At 71.0% G+C, this 18,775-nt stretch carries 15 protein-coding genes and 5 pseudogenes; 13 read left to right on the forward strand and 7 right to left on the reverse strand.

Translation table 11 applies throughout. The features are described 5' to 3' along the window. Positions 1-82: 82 nt before the first annotated feature. Positions 83-889, forward strand: a complete 807-nt coding sequence (locus EEJ42_RS28445) for an IclR family transcriptional regulator (RefSeq protein WP_184503313.1) — start codon at positions 83-85, stop codon at positions 887-889. A gap of 27 nt (positions 890-916) precedes the next feature. Here EEJ42_RS28445 and EEJ42_RS28450 read toward each other — a convergent pair whose 3' ends face one another. Continuing rightward, on the reverse strand, positions 917-2,164 hold the full coding sequence (locus tag EEJ42_RS28450) for an ROK family transcriptional regulator (RefSeq protein ID WP_184503316.1): 1,248 nt from the start codon (positions 2,162-2,164) through the stop codon (positions 917-919). Between the two features lie 203 nt (positions 2,165-2,367). Here EEJ42_RS28450 and EEJ42_RS28455 point away from each other — a divergent pair, with 203 nt between their 5' ends. Genes EEJ42_RS28455 through EEJ42_RS28485 form a run of 7 tightly spaced genes read left to right on the forward strand, consistent with a single transcriptional unit; the run spans position 2,368 to position 10,588 of the window. Further along, on the forward strand, positions 2,368-3,471 hold the full coding sequence (locus tag EEJ42_RS28455; RefSeq protein WP_123104345.1) for a Gfo/Idh/MocA family protein: 1,104 nt from the start codon (positions 2,368-2,370) through the stop codon (positions 3,469-3,471). 45 nt (positions 3,472-3,516) lie between these two features. Further along, on the forward strand, positions 3,517-4,404 hold the full coding sequence (locus EEJ42_RS28460) for a sugar phosphate isomerase/epimerase family protein (protein WP_123104347.1): 888 nt from the start codon (positions 3,517-3,519) through the stop codon (positions 4,402-4,404). Positions 4,405-4,439: 35 nt separating this feature from the next. Then, positions 4,440-5,945, forward strand: a complete 1,506-nt coding sequence (locus tag EEJ42_RS28465) for an ABC transporter substrate-binding protein (protein WP_123104349.1) — start codon at positions 4,440-4,442, stop codon at positions 5,943-5,945. 28 nt (positions 5,946-5,973) lie between these two features. Further along, a complete protein-coding gene (locus EEJ42_RS28470; RefSeq protein ID WP_123104351.1) occupies positions 5,974-6,915 on the forward strand; it encodes an ABC transporter permease in 942 nt (313 codons plus the stop codon). Further along, entirely contained in the window at positions 6,912-8,753 is a 1,842-nt protein-coding gene (locus tag EEJ42_RS28475) for a dipeptide/oligopeptide/nickel ABC transporter permease/ATP-binding protein (RefSeq protein WP_123104353.1), read from the forward strand. Before EEJ42_RS28470 ends, EEJ42_RS28475 begins: the two co-directional genes overlap by 4 nt. Then, the gene (locus EEJ42_RS28480) at positions 8,750-9,619 is read left to right on the forward strand and encodes an ATP-binding cassette domain-containing protein (protein WP_123104355.1); all 870 of its coding nucleotides are present in this window, start codon (positions 8,750-8,752) and stop codon (positions 9,617-9,619) included. The genes EEJ42_RS28475 and EEJ42_RS28480 overlap by 4 nt, the downstream gene beginning before the upstream one ends. A gap of 3 nt (positions 9,620-9,622) precedes the next feature. Beyond that, a complete protein-coding gene (locus EEJ42_RS28485; RefSeq protein WP_123104357.1) occupies positions 9,623-10,588 on the forward strand; it encodes an NADP-dependent oxidoreductase in 966 nt (321 codons plus the stop codon). 7 nt (positions 10,589-10,595) lie between these two features. Here EEJ42_RS28485 and EEJ42_RS28490 read toward each other — a convergent pair. The 4 pseudogenes from EEJ42_RS28490 to EEJ42_RS28505 all read right to left on the reverse strand — a co-directional run. Then, a pseudogene (locus tag EEJ42_RS28490) lies at positions 10,596-10,775 on the reverse strand (MFS transporter); the annotation flags it as partial. A 7-nt stretch (positions 10,776-10,782) separates the two neighbouring features. Continuing rightward, positions 10,783-11,328 (reverse strand): annotated as a pseudogene (locus EEJ42_RS28495) (4-carboxy-4-hydroxy-2-oxoadipate aldolase/oxaloacetate decarboxylase); the annotation flags it as partial. Further along, positions 11,325-12,075 (reverse strand): annotated as a pseudogene (locus EEJ42_RS28500) (PIG-L deacetylase family protein). The pseudogenes EEJ42_RS28500 and EEJ42_RS28495, both read right to left, overlap by 4 nt. 63 nt (positions 12,076-12,138) lie before the next feature. Beyond that, positions 12,139-12,836: pseudogene (locus EEJ42_RS28505) on the reverse strand (GntR family transcriptional regulator). 158 nt (positions 12,837-12,994) lie between these two features. On the opposite strand from EEJ42_RS28505, the gene EEJ42_RS28510 reads away from it, so the two are divergent. Beyond that, the gene (locus EEJ42_RS28510) at positions 12,995-13,228 is read left to right on the forward strand and encodes a hypothetical protein (protein WP_123104359.1); all 234 of its coding nucleotides are present in this window, start codon (positions 12,995-12,997) and stop codon (positions 13,226-13,228) included. A 4-nt stretch (positions 13,229-13,232) separates the two neighbouring features. Here the strand turns inward: EEJ42_RS28510 and EEJ42_RS28515 are convergent, their stop codons facing one another. Next, entirely contained in the window at positions 13,233-13,712 is a 480-nt protein-coding gene (locus EEJ42_RS28515) for a hypothetical protein (protein WP_123104361.1), read from the reverse strand. A 222-nt stretch (positions 13,713-13,934) separates the two neighbouring features. Between EEJ42_RS28515 and EEJ42_RS28520 the strand changes: the two are divergent. From EEJ42_RS28520 to EEJ42_RS28535, 4 genes and pseudogenes are all read left to right on the forward strand, one after another. Next, positions 13,935-14,293: pseudogene (locus tag EEJ42_RS28520) on the forward strand (hypothetical protein); the annotation flags it as partial. Between the two features lie 161 nt (positions 14,294-14,454). Beyond that, a complete protein-coding gene (locus EEJ42_RS28525) occupies positions 14,455-15,759 on the forward strand; it encodes an extracellular solute-binding protein (protein ID WP_123104363.1) in 1,305 nt (434 codons plus the stop codon). 10 nt (positions 15,760-15,769) lie between these two features. Next, positions 15,770-16,690, forward strand: a complete 921-nt coding sequence (locus tag EEJ42_RS28530) for a carbohydrate ABC transporter permease (protein ID WP_123104365.1) — start codon at positions 15,770-15,772, stop codon at positions 16,688-16,690. A 58-nt stretch (positions 16,691-16,748) separates the two neighbouring features. Then, entirely contained in the window at positions 16,749-17,639 is an 891-nt protein-coding gene (locus EEJ42_RS28535) for a carbohydrate ABC transporter permease (RefSeq protein WP_123104386.1), read from the forward strand. On the opposite strand, the gene EEJ42_RS28540 is transcribed toward EEJ42_RS28535, so the two are convergent. After that, positions 17,633-18,730, reverse strand: a complete 1,098-nt coding sequence (locus EEJ42_RS28540) for a LacI family DNA-binding transcriptional regulator (protein WP_123104367.1) — start codon at positions 18,728-18,730, stop codon at positions 17,633-17,635. The two genes, EEJ42_RS28535 and EEJ42_RS28540, sit on opposite strands and share 7 nt — an antisense overlap. Positions 18,731-18,775: the final 45 nt, after the last annotated feature.

Genomic DNA, 18,775 nt, shown 5'->3' on the forward strand with positions numbered 1-18,775 from the left:
CATCGCGCTCTCTTCCGGCGTCCCTGAAAAGCGCCTATCGTTCTCTTCCTCGGCTTTGGTGGCCGTGAGGAGGTCAAGCGCAGTGACTGGGTACGTGTATGCCGAAAAGGACAAAGAGCCACGGCAGCTCGGCGAGACACCCAAGTCGGTTCTCGGCAAGGTCGGCCTCATTCTGTCCGCTTTCCGGGACAACGACTTCGCCCTCAGTCTCGCGGAGTTGACGGCCCGTACCGGGGTCGCCAAGGCCACCGTCCACCGGTTGTGCCAGGAACTCGTCGCCGGAAATCTCCTGGAGCGGGAGGGCGCCAAATACCGGCTCGGGCTCCAGCTCTACGAGATCGGCCTGCGCGCGCCCCGCCAGCGCACCCTGCGCGAGGCCGCCAGGCCGGTCATCGAGAACCTGGCGCAGAAGCTCGACAACGCGGTGAACCTGGCCGTGCCCAGCGGCTCGGAACTGCTGGTGATCGAGAACGCCGGACGGCACCGCAACCGGGCCCGGTCCACCGCGGGCGGGCGGCGCCTGCGGCTGCACTGTAGCGCCGCGGGGAAGCTCACCCTCGCGATGCTCCCCGAGCAGTACCCGCTGTCCAGGGTGATCCCGCTGATGGACCGCCCCACGCCCCGCACCCTCACCCCGGCCCGGCTGCCCGCCGAGCTGGCCCGGATCAGGGAGCAGGACTATGCCGTGGAGGTCGAGGAGGCCCGTACCGGCTACCTCGCCGTCGCGGTGCCGGTGCGCGGCCTGGACCACGCGTACCTGGCCGCCCTGGCGGTCATCGCCCCCACGGCGGGCAGCAGCGTCCCCCGGATCCACTCCGCGCTGACCGAGGCGTCGCGCGCCATCACCTCACGCCTCGCCATCTTCGAGGCGCACCGCGCCCCGCTCTGACGCCGTCAGCGCCCCGCTCCGGCCCCGTCAGCGCCCGCCCGCGGGCGCTTCCGCGGCGTCCTCGACCAGCATCCGGGCGATGCCCTCGGGGCTGAAGACGTCCCGGGTGGCGAGGGCTATGCCGCCGTGGACCCCGGAGCCGTTGCCGAGCTGGGCCGTGGTGATGGTCAGCTTGCGGGTGGCCAGCGGCAGGGCGCGCTGGTAGACGGCGGCGCGGACTCCGGAGAGGAGGTCGTCGCGGAGTTCGCTCAGCGGGCCGCCGAGCACCAGCGTGCGCGGGTTGAACATGTAGACCAGCATGGCCGCTATCTCGCCGATCTCGGTGGCGGCCTGGCGCAGCGCGCGCACCGCGGGCGGGTCGTTGTCGGCGACGCGTTCGGCCAGGACGTGCACGCCGTGCAGCGGATCGTCGTCGGTCGACTCGGGGATGCCGAGGCCGCGCAGGATGCTCCGGTGGGAGGCGATCGCCCCGACGCAGCCGACGTTGCCGCAGGAACACAGGGCGTCGCCGCCGCCGACGGCGGGGATGTGGCCGATGTCCCCGGCGGCTCCGTCCGCGCCCCGGTACACCTCGCCGTCCGTGGTGATGACCCCGGCCCCGATACCGGTCGCGATCTTGATGCACAGCAGCGGAGTGTCCATCCCGTCCTGACCGGCCTCGCCGAGTGCCATCAGGTTGGAGTCGTTGTCCACGACGGCGGGCGCGCGGAAGGTCCTGGTCAGCCACTCGGCGACCGGGTAGCCGTCCCAGCCGGGCATTCCGGTCGGCTGCACCGGGCAGCCGCGCTGGAAGTCCACGGGTCCGGGCAGCCCCATCACCACTTCGCGGACCCGGTCCGGGTCGCGCTCGTGCGCCGCGAGCAGGCTCGTCAGCCGCCCGGCCACCGTCTCCAGCACCGCGTCAGGGCCCGCGTCGACCCGGATGTCCACGGTCTCCTGGGCGATCACGCGCCCGGTGAGGTCCGCTATCGCCACCCGGGATTCCAGCGTGTCGACGTCCGCCACGGCGATGGTTCCCGCCCGCGGGCTGAGCGTCAGCACCCTCGGCGGCCGGCCCCGCACCGACTCGCTCGACCCCAGCTCCTGGAGGATGCCCCGCCCCACGAGATGGTCGACCTGCTGTCCGACCGTCGACCGGGCCAGACCGCTGCGCCGCGCGATCTCCGCACGGCTGGTCGCCTCACCCGACACCACGAGATCCAGCACGCTGCGCAACGCGGAGGGCACCGCGGGCAGCAGGGCCGTATCGGTAGCGCGCCGCTCGCTTTTATGCACTGTCACGTACCTAATCGCTCCCTCTTGCACCCACCGGCGTTCCGACCGCGATCCGGCCTGACCGACAGGCTGGACATTGGACCAGCTTTAGTCAAGAGAAAAAACTAAAAGCGGCATCTTGCCTTGGCCCGGCGAACTAACAGACGGTGTGGACGGCACAGCTCGCATGACCCCCCGTCGCATTCCGGAGAGGAACTACGTTCATGGCCAAGCAGACGCATCGGATCGGCATCCTGGGCAGCGGCAACATCTTCGGCCGGTACGTCACCGGCCTGGCCCGCCACCCGGAGCTGGAGATCGTGCGCGTGGCCGACATCGATGTGGCGCGCGCCAAGCAGGCCGCCGCCGACCACTCCATACCGGCCTGGGGCGATGACACGGAGCTGTACGCCGACGCGTCGGTGGACATCGTCGTCAACCTGACCCCGCCGGTGCACCATGCGCGCACCACCATCGCCGCCCTCGAGGCAGGCAAGCACGTCTACGTGGAGAAGCCCCTGGCCGCGACGGTCGAGGAGGGCCGGGCCGTGCTCGAAGCGACCGCCCGGAGCGGGCGCGTTCTGGGCTCGGCGCCGGACACGTTCCTCGGCAGCGCGAGCCAGACGGCGCGCAAGGCCCTCGACGACGGGCTCATCGGAACGCCGGTCGGCGCCTCGGCGTTCATCAGCCACAGCAAGGCCGAGACGTGGCATCCGGACCCGCGCTTCCTGTTCCAGGAGGGCGGCGGCCCGGTGATGGACATGGGGCCGTACTACTTCGCCCTCCTCGTCAACCTGCTGGGCCCCATCCGGACCGTCACCGGGTCGAGCCGGATCGGGGCGGAGCGGCGGACGGTGACCGCGCCCGACCGGGCCGTCGACTCCATCGACGTCACGGTCCCCACCCACGCCGCGGCCGTGCTCACCTTCGCCTCCGGAGCCATCGGAACGATGCAGATGAGCTTCGACATCTGGGACACCGACCTGCCGTACATGGAGATCTACGGCACCGGCGGCACGCTGTCCCTGGCGAACCCGAACCACTTCGACGGCGAGGTGCGGCTCAAGCGCCACGGCGACGCCGAGTGGTCCGTACTGGAGCCGGTGGTCGGCCTGTTCGGCGCCGTCGGCACCAAGGAGCAGGCCCGCCGCGGCCTCGGGGTGCGCGACCTCGCGGACGCGGTCGAGGGCTCCCCGCACCGCGCGACCGGCCCGTTCGCCTTCCATGTGCTGGAGGCGATGTGCGCCGTGGAGGAAGCCTCCACGCAGACGCGTGTCGTGACGCTGGACAGCACCTGCGACCGCCCCGCGCCGCGCTTCTCCGTCTGACGCCCCCGCACTCCCTGCCACCCACCACGTGAGGAAGAAGACCGCATGACGATCCGCGCGAAGAAGATCGCGATCAACCCCCTTCAGTTCGTGCAGACCGAGGACGGCTGGATCGACCCCACTTTGGCTCCGCCGCTCCCCGAGCGGCTGAAGATCATCAGCGATGCGGGGCTCCGCGCGGTCCACGCCGACGTACCCGCGGACATGACGGCCGCCGCGTACGGGGCACTGCTCGCCGACCACGGTCTCGCGCCCGCCCCGGGCTACATATCCGGCCCGCTGCCGGAGGACGACGCGAGCCTGCGGGCGCATCTGGACAAGACGGCCCGGATCAGCGAGCAGCAGGCCGAACTCGGCCTGTCCACGGTCTTCGTGGCCACCGGCATGTCCAAGGAGGCGCCCAGGGTCAAGCGGCCCGCGGTGGGCGCGGAGTCCGACCGCGGACGGCTGGAGCGGGTGCGGGACGTGTTCGCGAAGATGGGCGAGACCACCCGGGCGAACGGGGTGGCCGCGGCCTTCCACCCGCACGTGGGAACCTGGGCGGAGACCGAGGAGGAGACCCGCTTCATCCTCGACACCGTGCCCGCGGACACCCTCTCCTTCGGCCCGGACATCGGCCACCTGGGCTGGGCCGGTGCCGACGTCCCCGGCCTCCTCCGCGACTACGGGGACCGGGTGGCGGCGATGCACATCAAGGACTACCACGCCGATGTGGCCGCCCGGGGCAAGGCGGAGGACCTGGACTACCGCACGACGGTCCTCGCGGGCCTGTGGGCCGAGCCGGGGCACGCCTCGGTGGACATCCCGGGGCTCCTCGCGGAGCTGCCCGCCGACTTCGACGGCTGGCTGATCATCGAGGTCGACCGGGGTGCGCAGGACACCACCGAGGAAAGCATCCGGCTGTGCGGCCAGTGGGCCCGGCAGACGCACTGAACGACGCGCGACGGCACAAGGTGAGGAGGTGCGCGATGCGACGAGTGGGGCTGGCAGGGACCGCTCTCGCCCTCGTGTCCGCGACGGCGTGCAGTGGCGGCGCGGTCTCCGGCATGGGGGACGGCGACGGGACACTGACCCTCGCGGTGGGGGTCACCGCCACCCCCTGGGATCTGGCCTCGGCCGGTCTGGGGGACTACATCAACTACTACGAGCCGGTCTTCGACTCGTTGGTCCGCCTGGACAAGAACGCGGAGGCGACGCCCAACCTGGCCACGTCGTGGCGGTACGACACCTCGCGGACCGTGCTGACGATGAAGCTCAGGAAGGGCGTGAAGTTCACCGACGGCACCGCCCTGGACGCCGCCGCGGTGAAGGCCAACCTGCTGCACACCAAGGCGGGCACGAACGAGGCCGCGGGCAAGCTGAGGGCCATCCGCACCGTCGACGCCGTGAACCCCTCCACGGTGGCCATCCATCTGTCGGCGCCCGATCCCTCGCTCATCACCAGCCTGGGCGATCCGTCCGGCATGGTGGCCAGCCCGAAGGCGCTGGACGGCAAGAAGGGCCCGGTCGGCTCGGGGCCGTATGTGCTGAACAAGTCCGGCACGACCAACGGCAGCGTCTACACCTTCACCCGCAACCGCGACTACTGGAACACCAAGGCGTTCCCCTTCAAAAAGATCGTCATCAGGACGATCAGTGACCCGACCGCCCGCCTCAACGCGCTGCTGGGCGAGCAGGTGGACTGGGCGCGGATCGACCCCCGGAGCGCGAGCCAGGTCAAGGGCCGTGGCCTCCAGGTGAGTTCGCACGTGGACGCCGTCGAGGGCCTGTACATCTGGGACCGCGCCGGGAAGATCGTGCCGGCCCTGGGCAAGGTGAAGGTCCGCCAGGCCCTGAACTACGCCTTCGACCGCGACGCGATCGCCAAGAAGATCAACATGGGATACGCCTCCGCGACCTCCCAGATGGCCATCCCGGAGAGCAGCGCCTATGAGAAGTCGCTCCAGGGCAAGTACCCCTACGACCCCGCGAAGGCCAGGAAGCTGCTCGCCGAGGCGGGATATCCGCACGGTTTCACGGTGACGATGCCCGACGTGTCCTCGGTGGCGGCGGCCCAGCAGGCGGTGATGACCCAGGCGCTGGAGGACATCGGCGTCAGGGTGAAGACCAAGAAGGTGCCGTCCACCGAGCTGTTCACCGCGCTCCAGCGGGGCAAGTACGCGATGTCCTGGTTCAAGCTCGCCTCGTACCGGCCCTGGGACTACATCTCCACCCAGCTCACCGCGGACGGCGCCTGGAACCCGGCCAAGGACTTCGACCCGAAGCTCGCCAAGCTCATCGCCACGGCCCGCAAGGCCACCGGCGCCCGCCAGAACGAGCTGTTCAAGCAGATCAACCGGTATGTGCAGACGAACGCGTTCAATGCCCCCTGGGACGTTCTCGACTCCGTCCACGGCGTCTCGAACAGCATCAAGGTGACACCGCAGCCGTTCGAGTCCGCCATCCCGATCTACCAGATGACCCCGGCCTCATGACGACCGACGGCAGAAAGAGAGGGCTGCGATGCTGACTTTCCTCATACGCCGCGTGGCGGCCGGGCTGGTGCTCCTGTACGTCCTCGCGACGGCTGCGTTCGCGATGATGAGCCTCACCGGCACGGACGCCGTGCGCAACATCTCCGGGAACACGGCCACCCAGGCGCAAGTGGCGGCCAAAACCCATGAGCTGGGCCTCGACCGCCCCTGGATCAGCCAGTACGGAAGCTGGCTGGGCCACGCCGTCCGCGGTGACTTCGGCGTCTCCTGGTTCAGCGGCGACCCGGTGGCCACCAGCCTGGCCCTGAAGGTGCCGGTGACCCTGTCGGTCGTGGTGGCGGGGCTGGTCCTCGCCACGGTCCTCAGCATCGTCCTCGGGGTCGCCGCCGCCGTCCGGCGCGGCTGGCTCGACCGGGTGGTCCAGGTGCTGGCGATCCTCGGCTACGCGGTCCCCAGCTTCCTGGCGGCGCTGGCGCTCTCCGTGATCGTCGCGGTCAAGCTGCGCTGGCTGCCCGCCACGGGATACGTGCCGTTCGCGGCGTCGCCCTCGGGATGGTTCCAGTCGATCACCCTGCCCGCCGTCTCGCTGTCCATCGGTGTGATCGCGGCGACGGCCCAGCAGGTCCGGGGCTCGGTGATCGACGTGCTGCGCCAGGACTTCGTCCGGACCCTGCGCAGCCGCGGGATCGGTGAGCGCCGGGTGCTGTTCCGGCATGTGCTGCGCAACGCGGCGCCGCCCGCGCTGACGGTGCTGTCGCTCCAGTTCATCGGCCTGGTCGGGGGCGCCGTCATCACCGAGAAGGTGTTCGGGCTGCCCGGGGTCGGTTCGGCGGCCGTCACGGCGTCGACCAACGGCGACACTCCGCTGGTCATGGGCGTCGTGGTGTATCTGGTGTTCATCGTGGTGGCGGTCAACCTGCTGGTGGACGTCGCCTACGGCTGGCTCAACCCGAAGGTGCGCGTACGATGACCAATCCCCCCGGCGAGACCACGCCCGCCACCCCGAACGCGCCCGGCGTCCTCCCCCGCCGCACCGGTGTGGGGCGCCGCCTGCTGCGCAACCCGGTGGCGATGGTGTGTCTGACGGTCCTGGCGCTGCTGGTCCTGGCCAGTGTGTTCGCCCCGCTGCTCACCTCCCACAGCCCCACCCGTCCTTCGCTGCTCGACACGTTCGCCTCGCCGAGCGCCGCCCATCCGTTCGGCGCCGACAGCGTCGGCCGGGACGTCGTGGCGCGGCTGCTGTACGGCGGGCGGGTGAGCCTGCTGGGCGCGTTCCTCGCGGTCGCAGTGGCGCTGCTGATCGGCGTCCCGACCGGCCTGGTCAGCGGCTACTACCGGGGCTGGGTCGACGCCGCGTTCAGCTGGGTGGCCAGCCTCGTGATGGCCGCGCCCGCGATCATGGTGTTGCTGGTGGCCATCGCGGCGATCGGCCCCGACGCCAACGCGGCCATGACCGTGCTCGGTGTCATCCTCGCGCCGGGCGTCTTCCGCCTCGTGCGCGCCTCGGTGACCTCGGTGCGCGAGGAGCTGTACGTCGACGCGGCCCGGGTCTCGGGCCTGAACGACCTGCGGATCGTCCGCCGCCACATCCTGCCGGTGGTGCAGGCGCCCACGATCATCCAGGCGGCGCAGATGTTCGGGGTCGCCGTCGTCATCCAGGCGGGCATCGAGTTCCTCGGTCTGGGCTCGGCGAGCGAGGCCAGCTGGGGTGCGATGCTCAACGAGGCGTTCGCCAACCTGTACATCCAGCCCACGCTGCTGGTGGCGCCCGGAGTCGCCATCGTCGTCACGGTCGCCTCGGTCGGGCTGCTCGCCAACGCCCTGCGGGACACCCTGCTGGAGGGCGGTCACGCGGCTCCCGCCCGCCGCCCGTGGCGTACGAAGGCACCCGATTCACCGGCTGCCGATTCCCCGGCTGCCGACGCCCCGCCCGCCGGCTCCCCGGCGCGCGACGACGACGGCGACGCGCTGCTCACCGTACGGAACCTGAGGGTGTCGTACCCCACCCGGGACGGCGAGGCCACGGTCGTGGACGGGGTGTCGCTCAGCGTCCGGCACGGCGAAGTCCTCGGGCTGGTGGGCGAGTCGGGGTCGGGCAAGAGCCAGACCGCCTTCTCCGTCCTGGGTCTGCTCCCTCCCGAGGCGCGTCGCGAGGCCGACGGCCTCTCCTTCGACGGAAGGGATCTGCGGCGCCTGGGCGGCAAGGCCATGAACGGCCTGCGGGGGCGGCGGATCGCGTACGTACCGCAGGAGCCGATGTCCAACCTGGACCCGTCGTTCCACATCGGCAGCCAGCTCGCCGACCCCATGCGGCTGCACCTGAAGATCTCGGCCGGTGAGGCGCGGAAGCGGGCGCTGGCCCTGCTGGAGCGCGTCGGCATCGACCGGCCGGAGCGCGTGTACGACGCGTACCCGCACCAGATCTCCGGTGGCATGGCGCAGCGGGTGCTGATCGCCGGTGCGGTCTCGTGCGATCCCGATCTGCTGATCGCCGACGAGCCGACCACCGCGCTGGACGTCACCGTCCAGGCGGAGGTGCTCGACCTGCTGCGGGAGCTCCAGCGGGAGCGCCGGATGGGCATGATCCTGGTGACCCACAACTTCGGCGTCGTCGCCGACATCTGCGACCACGTCGTGGTCATGCGGTCCGGGAAGGTGGTCGAGTCGGCGCCCGTCGGGCAGCTCTTCGCCAACCCGCACCACGCGTACACCCGGATGCTGCTGGCGTCGACGCTGGAGGACGCCCCGACCCGTACCCCGCTCGACGACGGCACCCCGGCCCGCACCACCGTGCAGGAGAAGGCATGACGACGAACCCGACACCCCGGCCGGACACCCCGGCGCACGGCAGCGTCCTGGAAGTGGACCGGGTGGTGGTGGAGTACCCCGCCAAGGGGTGGCGCACCCCGCCGTTCCGGGCGCTGCACGGGGTCTCGCTGGACATCAGGGCGGGCGAGACCGTGGGGCTGGTCGGCGAGTCCGGCTCCGGGAAGACCACGCTCGGGCGCGCGGTGCTCGGCCTGGCCCCCGTCACGGAGGGCCGGATCGCCTACGCGGGCCGGGACATCTCGCGGCTGGGCGCGCGGGAGCGGCGGGCGCTCAGCGACGAGATCCAGGTGGTCTTCCAGGACCCCTACACCTCGCTGAACCCGGCGATGACCGTGGGCGACATCCTCACCGAGCCGCTGCTGGTGGCCGGGGTGTCCCGCGGTGCGGCGGGCGAGCGCATCCGCGAACTGCTCGACCAGGTCAGCCTGCCCGCGGACGCCGCGCACCGGCTTCCCCGGGAGTTCTCCGGCGGGCAGCGCCAGCGCATCGCCATCGCGCGCGCCCTGTGCCGCGACCCCCGGCTCATCGTGTGCGACGAGCCGGTCAGCGCGCTGGACCTGTCCACGCAGGCCCGGGTGCTGGACCTGTTCATCGAGATCCAGGAGCGCACCGGTGTCGCGTATCTGTTCATCACCCACGACCTGTCCGTGGTGCGCCGCATCAGCCACCGGGTGGCCGTCATGTACCGCGGGGAGATCGTGGAGTCCGGTGACACCCGGGCGGTGACGACCCGGCCCCAGCACGTCTATACCCAACGGCTCATGCTCGCGGCCCTCGTGCCCGACCCGGACCGGCAGCGGGACCGCCGGGAACAGCGCCGCGGCCTCGCGGCAGCGGGGTCGTAGGACATGTCCGTGAAAACCACCGACGCGGGGAGACACGCCGTGCCCGACGCCTATGGCTTCACCCGGTACGGCGGACCGGAGACGCAAGCCTTCCTCGATCTGCCGAAGCCCGTGCCCGGCCCCGGTGAGCTGCTGGTCGCGGTGTACGCGGCAGGGGTCAACCCGGTGGACTGGAAGGTCCGGGCCGGGATGCACCGCGACTTCCTCCCCCTCGACCTGCCCGCCGTTCTCGGCCGGGAGGCGGCGGGGGTGGTCGAGGAGGTCGGCGAGGGCGTCACCGGCTTCTCCGTCGGCGACCCGGTGTTCGGCAGCAGCGCGGCGGGCTGCGGCGGCTACGCACGCTTCGCCGTCCTGACGGCGGACCGGACGGCGCCGAAGCCCGCCGGAGTCTCCTTCACCGACGCCGCGGCGCTGCCCATCGCGGCGGGCACCGGCTACGACGCGGTGGGCCTGCTCGGTCCGGCGCCCGGCGAGACCCTGCTGATCCTGGGCGCCGGGGGCGGCGTGGGCGTCGCGGCGGCACAGATCGCGGACGAGGCCGGGGTGTCGGTCGTCGGCACCGCGGCCGCGGCCAAGCGGGAGTTCGTCACCTCACTGGGCGCCACCGCGGTCCCCTACGACAGCGGCCGCGTCGCCGAGGAGCTGAAGGCGACCCTGCCCCAGGGCCCCGACACGATTCTGGACCTGGTGGGCGGGGACGCCCTGGACGGTGTCGCGGCGCTCATCCGGCCCGGCTGCCGCATCCTCACGGTGGCCGACCCCGGGACGGCGGCCCGGTTCGGCGCCCGGCCGCTGACCCGTAACAGCTCGCCGCGGACACTCACCGAGCTGGCGCGCCGCGTGGCGACGGGCCGACTGGACCCGCGCGTGCACCGGGTCTTCCCCTTCGAGGAGGCCGAAGCCGCCCTGCGCGAGGTGGAGTCCGGCCACGCCTGGGGCAAGGTCGTGCTGGAGATGCGCCGCGCCTGACGCCCCCTCAGGCATTTGCCCGGTGCAAGCCGGTCAGGGCGATCAGGACAGTGGCGAGCAGCGCGGTGACGGCGAACACGGTGAAGCCCCAGCCCTCCGCGTCGCCGTCGACGAGCCGGCCGCCCAGCCAGGGGCCGAAGACGGCGCCGAAGCGGCCCATGCCGGAGGTCCAGCCGACGGCAGTGGCCCAACACGGCCTGGCCGGTCCGCTCGCGGGGCACGCACAACACCCCGTCGTCGTCGGCGAGGACGACGTCGCCGGGGCGGACGCACTGCCCGCCCAGCACGACCGGCACATTGACCGAACCCGCCGTGGCCTTGACGGTGCCCTGCGCGCACACGGCCGCCGACCACACGGGAAAGCCCATGGCGCGCAGTTCGGCGGTGTCGCGCACCCCGGCGTCGATGACCAGGCCGCGCACCCCGCGGTGGTGCAGGGCGGTGGCGAACAGTTCACCGAACATGCCGTCCGTGGACGGGGAGGTGGTGGTGACGACGAGGATGTCGCCCTCGGCACACTGCTCGACCGCCGCATGGATCATGAGGTTGTCGCCGGGCCAGCACAGCACGGTCACCGCGGTGCCCGCGATGCGCACGTCCTGCTGGATCGGCCGCAGCCCGGGGCCGAGGCTTCCGGTGCGGCCCATCGCCTCGTGCACGGTGGCCACGCCGTAGCCGTGCAGGGCTCCGACGTCCTCGGCGCGGGCGCGCGGCGGGTTGGTGACGATGACGCCGCTCATGCCAGCTCCCCCGTGACCTGCGGGTACGGGCGCATATACGCCTCGGCGTACACCGTCTGCGGCAGGCCGAGGTTGGGACCGGCGTTGCGCGCCAGCTGCACCCCGCGCCGCTTGGCGAGGTCGGTGTAGTAGTCCCACAGGTGTGCTTGCGCCGGAAGGCACTCCATGGCCTCGCGCTTGGTGTCGAACACCTCGGTGATGTCCAGCAGCACCTGCGGAGTGAAGTCGCACATCTCGGGCTGGTGCGGTTCGAAGAAGAACACCGGTGGCGCGCCCAGCACCTCGCCGGGGGCGGGGTAGCCGATCGCCTGGGCCAGCACTCTCGCGTCCAGCGCCATGCGGGCCGCCGCCGGATGGTCGCCGTTGTACGGGTCGGCCAGGGGGGTGGGTCAGCACCACATCGGGCCGGGTGTCGCGGTAATGGCGCACCAGCTGGTCCGTCAGCTCCGGCGTGGCGAGCAGGGGGTAGTCGCCCGCGTCCAGGAAGCGGATCCCGGCGCCGAGGGCCGCGGCCGCCGCTTCGGCCTCGCCGCGGCGTATGCGCTTGATCTCCTCCAGCGGCTTGCCCGCGCGCCAGGCCTTGGCGGACTCGCCGCGCTCCCCGTAGGACAGGCACACGATGGTGACCTGCTCGCCCCGGGAGGCCGCCAGGGCGATGGCGCCGCCGGCCCGCCATACGAAGTCACCGGCGTGGGCGCTGATCACCAGCGTCGAACGGGTGGCGATGGGCGCCGTGCCGTGCGTCATAGCTGAAATCTCCTCGGTGGACGGGGCGGTGGCCCACCTCGAGCGCGCCCCGTACGCAACGCGTCATTCGCGCAATGCGTCGATCACGCCCGCGAGGTGGGTGCGGACGGCCGCCTCGGCCGCCTGCGGGTCCCGGGCCCTGATCGCTTCGATCATGGCCAGATGTTCGCTCAGGGACTGCTGGGGACGCCCCGGCCGCAGCGCCAGCTGGAAACGGTGGCGCACCAGCTGCGCGTTGAGCCGCTCCAGCAGCTCCACGGCCACCTGCTGGCCGGAGATCTCCCTGATCCGGCCGTGCAGCTCGTGGTTGAGCCGGGAGTACGTCATGGGTTCGCCGTCGGCGACCGCCTTGGACATCGCCGTGCCCAGGTCGGCCAGTTCGGTCAGCTGCTCCTCACTGGCCTCGACGGCCGCCTTGGCCGCGCACAGCCCTTCGAGGACCATGCGGCATTCGGTGATGGCCACCGCCTCCTCGACGGACACCACCCGCACCCGCGATCCGCGGTTGCGGANGCCTCCTCGACGGACACCACCCGCACCCGCGATCCGCGGTTGCGGATCCGTTCCACCAGCCCTTCCGAGGCCAGGTCGATCAGTGCCGCGCGGATGCTGGCCCGGGTCACCCCGAACTGCTCGGCGAGTTCGTTCTCCACCAACCGCTGGGCCGGTGCCATCTCGCCGGCCAGAATCGCCTGCCGCAGCTGGGTCAGCGCATGCTGCTTGGCCTGTTCTCCGGTGCCTGGACGGGCTTCCTTCGGCATCGTGCTCTCCCTGAGTGAGTGCGTGTCGAAGGTAAATCTAGGCCAACAAGATTGTCAACAATTTCGTTGTCTACATTGCCGACAGAGCGTCCCGACTATGCTGATCATGCACCGACAGCAGGAGAGAGCAGGCCACTTCGGTGGCGGGAAGGGGGGACATGTCCAAGCCCGTGCGTGCGGCCCTCGGGGACACGTGGATCACGTGCATGTTCTGCCAGGGCGGTCTTTTCCGGGACCGCCGGGTGAAGCTGAACAGCGCCGGAATGGAGCTCATGAACCTCGCCTGGGCCAACGAGTCCGCGATCGGGCTGATCTGCTGGGACTGTGGCTATGTGCATCTGTTCGCGAACGAGGACATCGAGCTGTACAAGGTGAAGAAGGGCGAGGTGTGACCCCTCAGACCTGATGGATGGCCAGCTTGAACTCGGCGAGCACCAACCGCACCGAAGAGCCGCTGTTGTGCGAGACCATCAGCGCCAGCGGCGTCTCCGGATGCACGAAGATCTCGTGGTGCTTGGTGAAGCACTGCATGCCGCGGCTCGGCGGCCGGTGGTCGGTGGCGGTCGAGTCCGGGCCCGTCGACAGCCCGAGCGGATCCCGTACGAAGCGGTCCCGTAATTCGCTGTAGCCCCCGTCGGCCTCCCACTGGATCATCGCCGTCAGCGCACCCCATCCGCCGGCCGAGGGCCAGATCAGCCCCGCGCGGTCATCGGTGCGCCAGTTCTTGATCCTGTACCCGTCGGGCTGGACCACCTGGTGCATGCCCAGCGCGTCGTAGGACTCGGCGGTGCCGAAGGGGAACCGCACCACGCGATACCCGCCGGGCGGGATCACCTGCGGCTCGGCGACGATCAACGAACAGATCTGCACGGCCACGACGCCTCCAGCGGGTCGGCCGGGGCGAGCCCCGGGGGTGTGCGGGGTGGTCCTGAAGCTTGGGCCAGTCTGCGTCGGCAGCTGCCGAGTGTCCATGAACTCCGCCGGGCACGCCTCTTCCGGCTCAAGAAACACGAGGTGCATCAGGTCTTTACAACGATGTAAGCGGGTGATGGCATACCCCTGCCCGCTGAACCACCCGCCCGCGCCCCGGAGTTGACCATGCCTCGCGCCGACACACCGCTGCCCGATATACCGAACAATGTTCCACGACCCGAATACCCGCATCCCGGTTTCGTCCGTGAGGACTGGCTGAACCTCAACGGCACCTGGCAGTTCGCGCACAGCGGCGGGTTCATGCCGACCTCGGCGATGCGGTGGGCGCGGCCGGGGGCGAGGCCGAGGTGGTGATCGTCGTACGGGCCCGGGACGCCCGGCACGGTCCGCAGGCGCGCGGCAAGCAGGCCACCGCGTACGCCAACAGCGCCTGCCGCTACACCCGCACCACCGGCATCTGGCAGACGGTGTGGCTGGAGCCGGTGCCCGAGGTCCATCTGCGCGCGCCCAGCTACGAGCAGGACCCGGAGGCGTTCCGCCGTCAGATGGCGGGTCTTGACAAGGACGAACCGTTCATCAATCCCGACCGCGCGGTGTCCCGCGGCCCCAAGCTGGACGTGGCGCGGGTGCGTGCCGCCCAGCTGCGCCCCGCCGCCTTCGAGCGCCCGTCCGGCGAGGAGGGACGATGACCGGCCTCACGCGGCGCGGCCTGCTGAAAGGGGCGGTGTACGGGGCGGGAGCGGCCGCCACCGCGTCCGCGCTCAGCGGCTGCGGTTCGATCGCCGGGAGCGTGACGAGCGCGGACGAGATCCGCTACTGGAACCTGTTCACGGGCCCCGACGGCGAGCTGATGAAGTCCCTGACGCGGGACGTCGAAAGGCGCGTAGAGGGTCTCAAGGTCAGGACGACGGTGCTGGAGTGGGGCCCGCCGTACTACACCAAGCTCGCGATGGCCTCGGCAGGCGGCCGCTCACCGGATGTGGCCATCATGCACCTCGCCCGGCTGGCGGGCTACGCCCCCGGCGGGCTGCTCGACCCGTGGGACATGGACCTGCTGGCCGAGTTCGGGTTGAGGCAGGACGACCTCAACCAGACGCTCGTCAAGCGCAGCCTGTACCAGGGCACCCCGTACGCCATCCCGCTGGACACCCACCCCTTCGTGGTCTTCTTCGACCGGGACGTCCTGGACAAGGCGGGTCTGCTCACCGGCGAAGGGCGGCTGGTGCCGTTCGAATCGCCGCGGCACGCCCTGGAGCTGATGGACAAGCTCCGCAAGGACGGTGGCAAGCTCGGGCCGGTCTTCGGCCACTCCAACGACCCGGCGATGAGCTGGCGGATGTTCTGGTCGCTGTTCAGCCAGACCGGCGCCACCTTCGACCTCACGGGCGAGCGGGCCGAGATCGACGAGGACACCGCCGTGGAGGTGGTGCGCTTCATGGCCGAGCTGGCCCGCGACAGCCGCACCATGGACGTCCAGACGGCGATCGCCGCCTTCGCGGGCGGCCGCTCACCGATGATCTTCTCGGGCGAGTGGGACATGGCCACCTACCAGCCGACCCTGAAGGACAGGCTGGGCGGTGCCCCCATCCCCACCTTCTACGACCGTCCGGCGGGCGCGGCCGACAGCCATGCGCTGGTGCTGCCGCACCAGGACGACCCGGATCCCGAACGGCGGCGGCGCACCCACCAGTTCGTCGCCGAGCTGGTCCGGTCCGGGCTCCAGTGGGCGGCGGCCGGGCACATCCCGGCGTACACACCGGCGGTCTCGTCCGCGGCGTACTCCCGCTTGCGTCCGCAGTCCGAGTACGCGGGCGCCGCGAAGCAGCTCGCGCTCGACCCGCCCGTGTGGTTCGCGGGCTCCGGCTCGGACTTCCAGACGCGGATGTCCCAGGCGCTCGATCCCGCGATCGGCGGCTCGTCCCCGGCGAAGGCGGTGCGGACGATGGTCTCCCAGATCAACACCCTGCTGGCCCAGCCGAATCCGGCCTGATGGCGACGGAATGGCAACGGAAAGGAGCATCGTCATGACGCCACGGCCACGGGGCTCCACGACGCCACGGCCTCCGGGCTCCACCGGGTGGCTCTTCGCCACCCCCTTCCTGGTGTTCTTCGGGCTCTTCCTCGTCGTGCCGCTCGGCATCGGCCTGTGGATGAGCTTCACCGACGCGAGCCTGACCGGGGCCGGTGGCAGCACCTTCGTCGGGCTGGACAATTTCACCGAGGCGCTCGGCGACGGCCAGGTGTGGCAGACCCTCGGCAACACGGTGTGGTTCACCGTCCTGTCCACCGTCCCCCTGGTGGCTCTGGCGCTCGTGATGGCCCTGCTGGTGTACACGGGAATGCCGGGGCAGTGGCTGTGGCGGCTGTCCTTCTTCGCCTCGCATCTGCTGCCGGTCGCGGTGGTCTACCAGATCTGGAACATGCTGTACCAGCCGGACCGGGGCATGCTCAACGGCCTGCTGGACCTGGTCGGGATCGACGGCATCGGCTGGCTGACGGACGAGAAGTACGCGATGTGGTCCCTCGCGCTGGTGACCCTGTGGTGGACGGTGGGCTTCAACTTCCTGCTCTACCTGGCCGCGCTCCAGGCCATCCCCGACCACCTCTACGAGGCGGCCGCGCTCGACGGCGCCGGGGCGTGGCGCCGGCTGTGGTCGGTCACGCTGCCCCAACTGCGCCGGACCACCGGGCTGATCTCGGTGTTGCAGGTGATGGCGTCGCTGAAGGTGTTCGACCAGATCTACCTGCTGACCAGGGGCGGCCCCGACGGGACCACCCGGCCGATCCTGGAGTACATCTACGACACCGGCTTCACCAACTACCGGCTGGGCTATGCCTCGGCGGTCTCGTACGTGTTCTTCGGAGTCATCATCATCCTCTCGCTCGCCCAGTTGAAGATCTTCTCGCGCAGGGAGGACTGATCACGCCATGGCCCCCGAGACTCTCCCACCCCGTACGCAGGACAAGCCGCGTTCGACCATGCCCCGGGAGGTGGCCCGGCGGCGCCGCCACGGTGGCGGCCGGGCCTGGCATCCCACGCTCGGGACGGGCCCCCTCCCCCGCGTCCTGACGCTGCTGGCGCTGGCGCTGATGGCGGTGGCGTGGCTGGTGCCGTTCGGCTGGGGAGTGGACACGTCGTTCAAGTCGGAGGTCGACGCGAGCGCGTCGGGTGTCGACTGGCTCCCCGACGCGGGCTTCACCCTCGACGCGTACCGGACCATCTTCGGTCAGGGCAACCTGCCGGTGTGGGCGGTGAACAGCGTCGTGATCGCCGTGTGCGTCACCGCGCTCACCGTGGCCGTCTCGGCGATGGCCGCGTACGCGTTCTCGCGCACCCTCTTCCGCGGCCGCGGGGTGCTGTTCGCCGTCATCGTCGCCTCGATCATGGTGCCGCCGCAGATCCTGATCGTGCCGCTGTTCCGGCAGATGCTCGCCATGAACCTCGTCGACACCTACGCGGCGGTGATCCTGCCGCAGGTGGTGGCGCCCGCGATGGTGTTCATCCTGAAGAAGTTCTTCGACGGCATTCCGCGCGAGCTGGAGGAGGCGGCCCGGATCGACGGCGCGGGCAGCTTCCGGGTGTTCTGGAACGTGGTGCTGCCGCTGTCCCGGCCGATCCTGGCGGCGGTGGCCATCTTCGTCTTCATCAACACGTGGAACAACTTCCTCTGGCCGTTCATCAGCACCAGCGATCCACAGCTGATGACGCTGCCGGTGGGGCTGTCGACCGTGAAGGACTCCACCGGGCTGCGGAACGCCCAGGAGTCGGCCGCCTCGGTCCTCGGCTCCCTCCCGCTGCTGGTCGTCTTCATGCTCTTCCAGCGCCGCATCGTGAAGTCGGTGGCCACCACCGGTCTGGGAGGTCAGTGACCGTCCCCGTACGCCGCGCCGGCCTCGGTGGACTCGCGGGTGCACAGCGTGTGCCCGACGACGACCTCCCGGGGCGGCCGTCCCGGGGCGTCGATCCGCTCCAGCAGCAGGCTGACGGCGTGCCGGGCGATGGCGCCCTTGTCCGGTGCGACGGTGCTCAGGCTGGGTGTGCTGTAGCGGGTGGCCTCGATGTCGTCGAAGCCCATCACGGCCACGTCCTCCGGGACCCGTAGCCCGCGCTCGTACAGGGTGCGCAGCGCGCCCAGCGCCAGCGCGTCGTTGAAGCAGAACACGGCGTCGGGGAGTTCGGCCCCGTCCAGCAGCGCGTCCATCGCCCGGGCGCCCTCCCGCAGGTGGTAGCGGGGGGTTTCGCGCTCCAGCCGGGGGTCCAGCGGCAGCCCGGCCGCCTCCAGCGCCTGGCGGTAGCCGGTCCTGCGCAGCAGCGGCGTACCGATGTACGGCTCGGGCTGCGGGCCCACGGCGGCGATGCGGCGACGGCCGCCGCGGATCAGGTGGGTCACCGCCTCCCGGGCGGCGGCCACGTTGTCGATGACGACGTGGTCGGTGAGCCCGCCGCTGGGGCGTTCGCCGATGAGCACGAGCGGCACCGCGCCGAGATGGCCCGCGAGCGCGTGGCCGTGCAGGGCGAGCGGACTGACCACCACGCCGTCCACGATGTGGTCGCCGAGACCGTTGATGACGGACACCTCCCGGTCCCGGTCGCCGAGGGTCTGCTCGATGAGCAGGGTGCGGCCGTGTTCCTCGGCCGTGGTGAGGAAGTGGCGCCCGAGTTCGGCGAAGTACGGGACGTCCAGCTCCGGCAGCACCAGCGCGATCATGCCGGTGCTGCCGCGGCGCAGATTGCGGGCGGCCCGGTTGGGCCGGTAGCCCAGCTGCCGGATGGCCCGCTGCACCCGCTCCCGGGTCGCGGGCGCCACATGCGCGAAGCCGTTGATGACGTTGGACACGGTCTTCGGGGAGACCCCGGCGAGCGTCGCCACATCCTTGACGGTGGCGCTCCGGGCCGCGCCCGCACGCGTCTCGCCCGGTGACGCCTCACTGTTCCCGGTCTGCTGGTTCGCCGCGGTCACCGGGCGATCCTAGGCGCTACCGGTGGCGGACGGTACGACCGCCCG

This window comes from Streptomyces botrytidirepellens (assembly GCF_003721215.1).
GTDB lineage: Bacteria > Actinomycetota > Actinomycetes > Streptomycetales > Streptomycetaceae > Streptomyces > Streptomyces himastatinicus.

Coding starts and splice junctions, on each gene's coding strand:
- EEJ42_RS28510 (WP_123104359.1), top strand. CDS start 12,995: ATGTCCAAGCCCGTGCGTGCGGCCCTCGGGGACACGTGGATCACGTGC.
- EEJ42_RS28470 (WP_123104351.1), top strand. CDS start 5,974: ATGCTGACTTTCCTCATACGCCGCGTGGCGGCCGGGCTGGTGCTCCTG.
- EEJ42_RS28465 (WP_123104349.1), top strand. CDS start 4,440: ATGCGACGAGTGGGGCTGGCAGGGACCGCTCTCGCCCTCGTGTCCGCG.
- EEJ42_RS28480 (WP_123104355.1), top strand. CDS start 8,750: ATGACGACGAACCCGACACCCCGGCCGGACACCCCGGCGCACGGCAGC.
- EEJ42_RS28530 (WP_123104365.1), top strand. CDS start 15,770: ATGGCAACGGAAAGGAGCATCGTCATGACGCCACGGCCACGGGGCTCC.
- EEJ42_RS28525 (WP_123104363.1), top strand. CDS start 14,455: ATGACCGGCCTCACGCGGCGCGGCCTGCTGAAAGGGGCGGTGTACGGG.
- EEJ42_RS28475 (WP_123104353.1), top strand. CDS start 6,912: ATGACCAATCCCCCCGGCGAGACCACGCCCGCCACCCCGAACGCGCCC.
- EEJ42_RS28455 (WP_123104345.1), top strand. CDS start 2,368: ATGGCCAAGCAGACGCATCGGATCGGCATCCTGGGCAGCGGCAACATC.
- EEJ42_RS28460 (WP_123104347.1), top strand. CDS start 3,517: ATGACGATCCGCGCGAAGAAGATCGCGATCAACCCCCTTCAGTTCGTG.
- EEJ42_RS28485 (WP_123104357.1), top strand. CDS start 9,623: ATGTCCGTGAAAACCACCGACGCGGGGAGACACGCCGTGCCCGACGCC.
- EEJ42_RS28535 (WP_123104386.1), top strand. CDS start 16,749: ATGCCCCGGGAGGTGGCCCGGCGGCGCCGCCACGGTGGCGGCCGGGCC.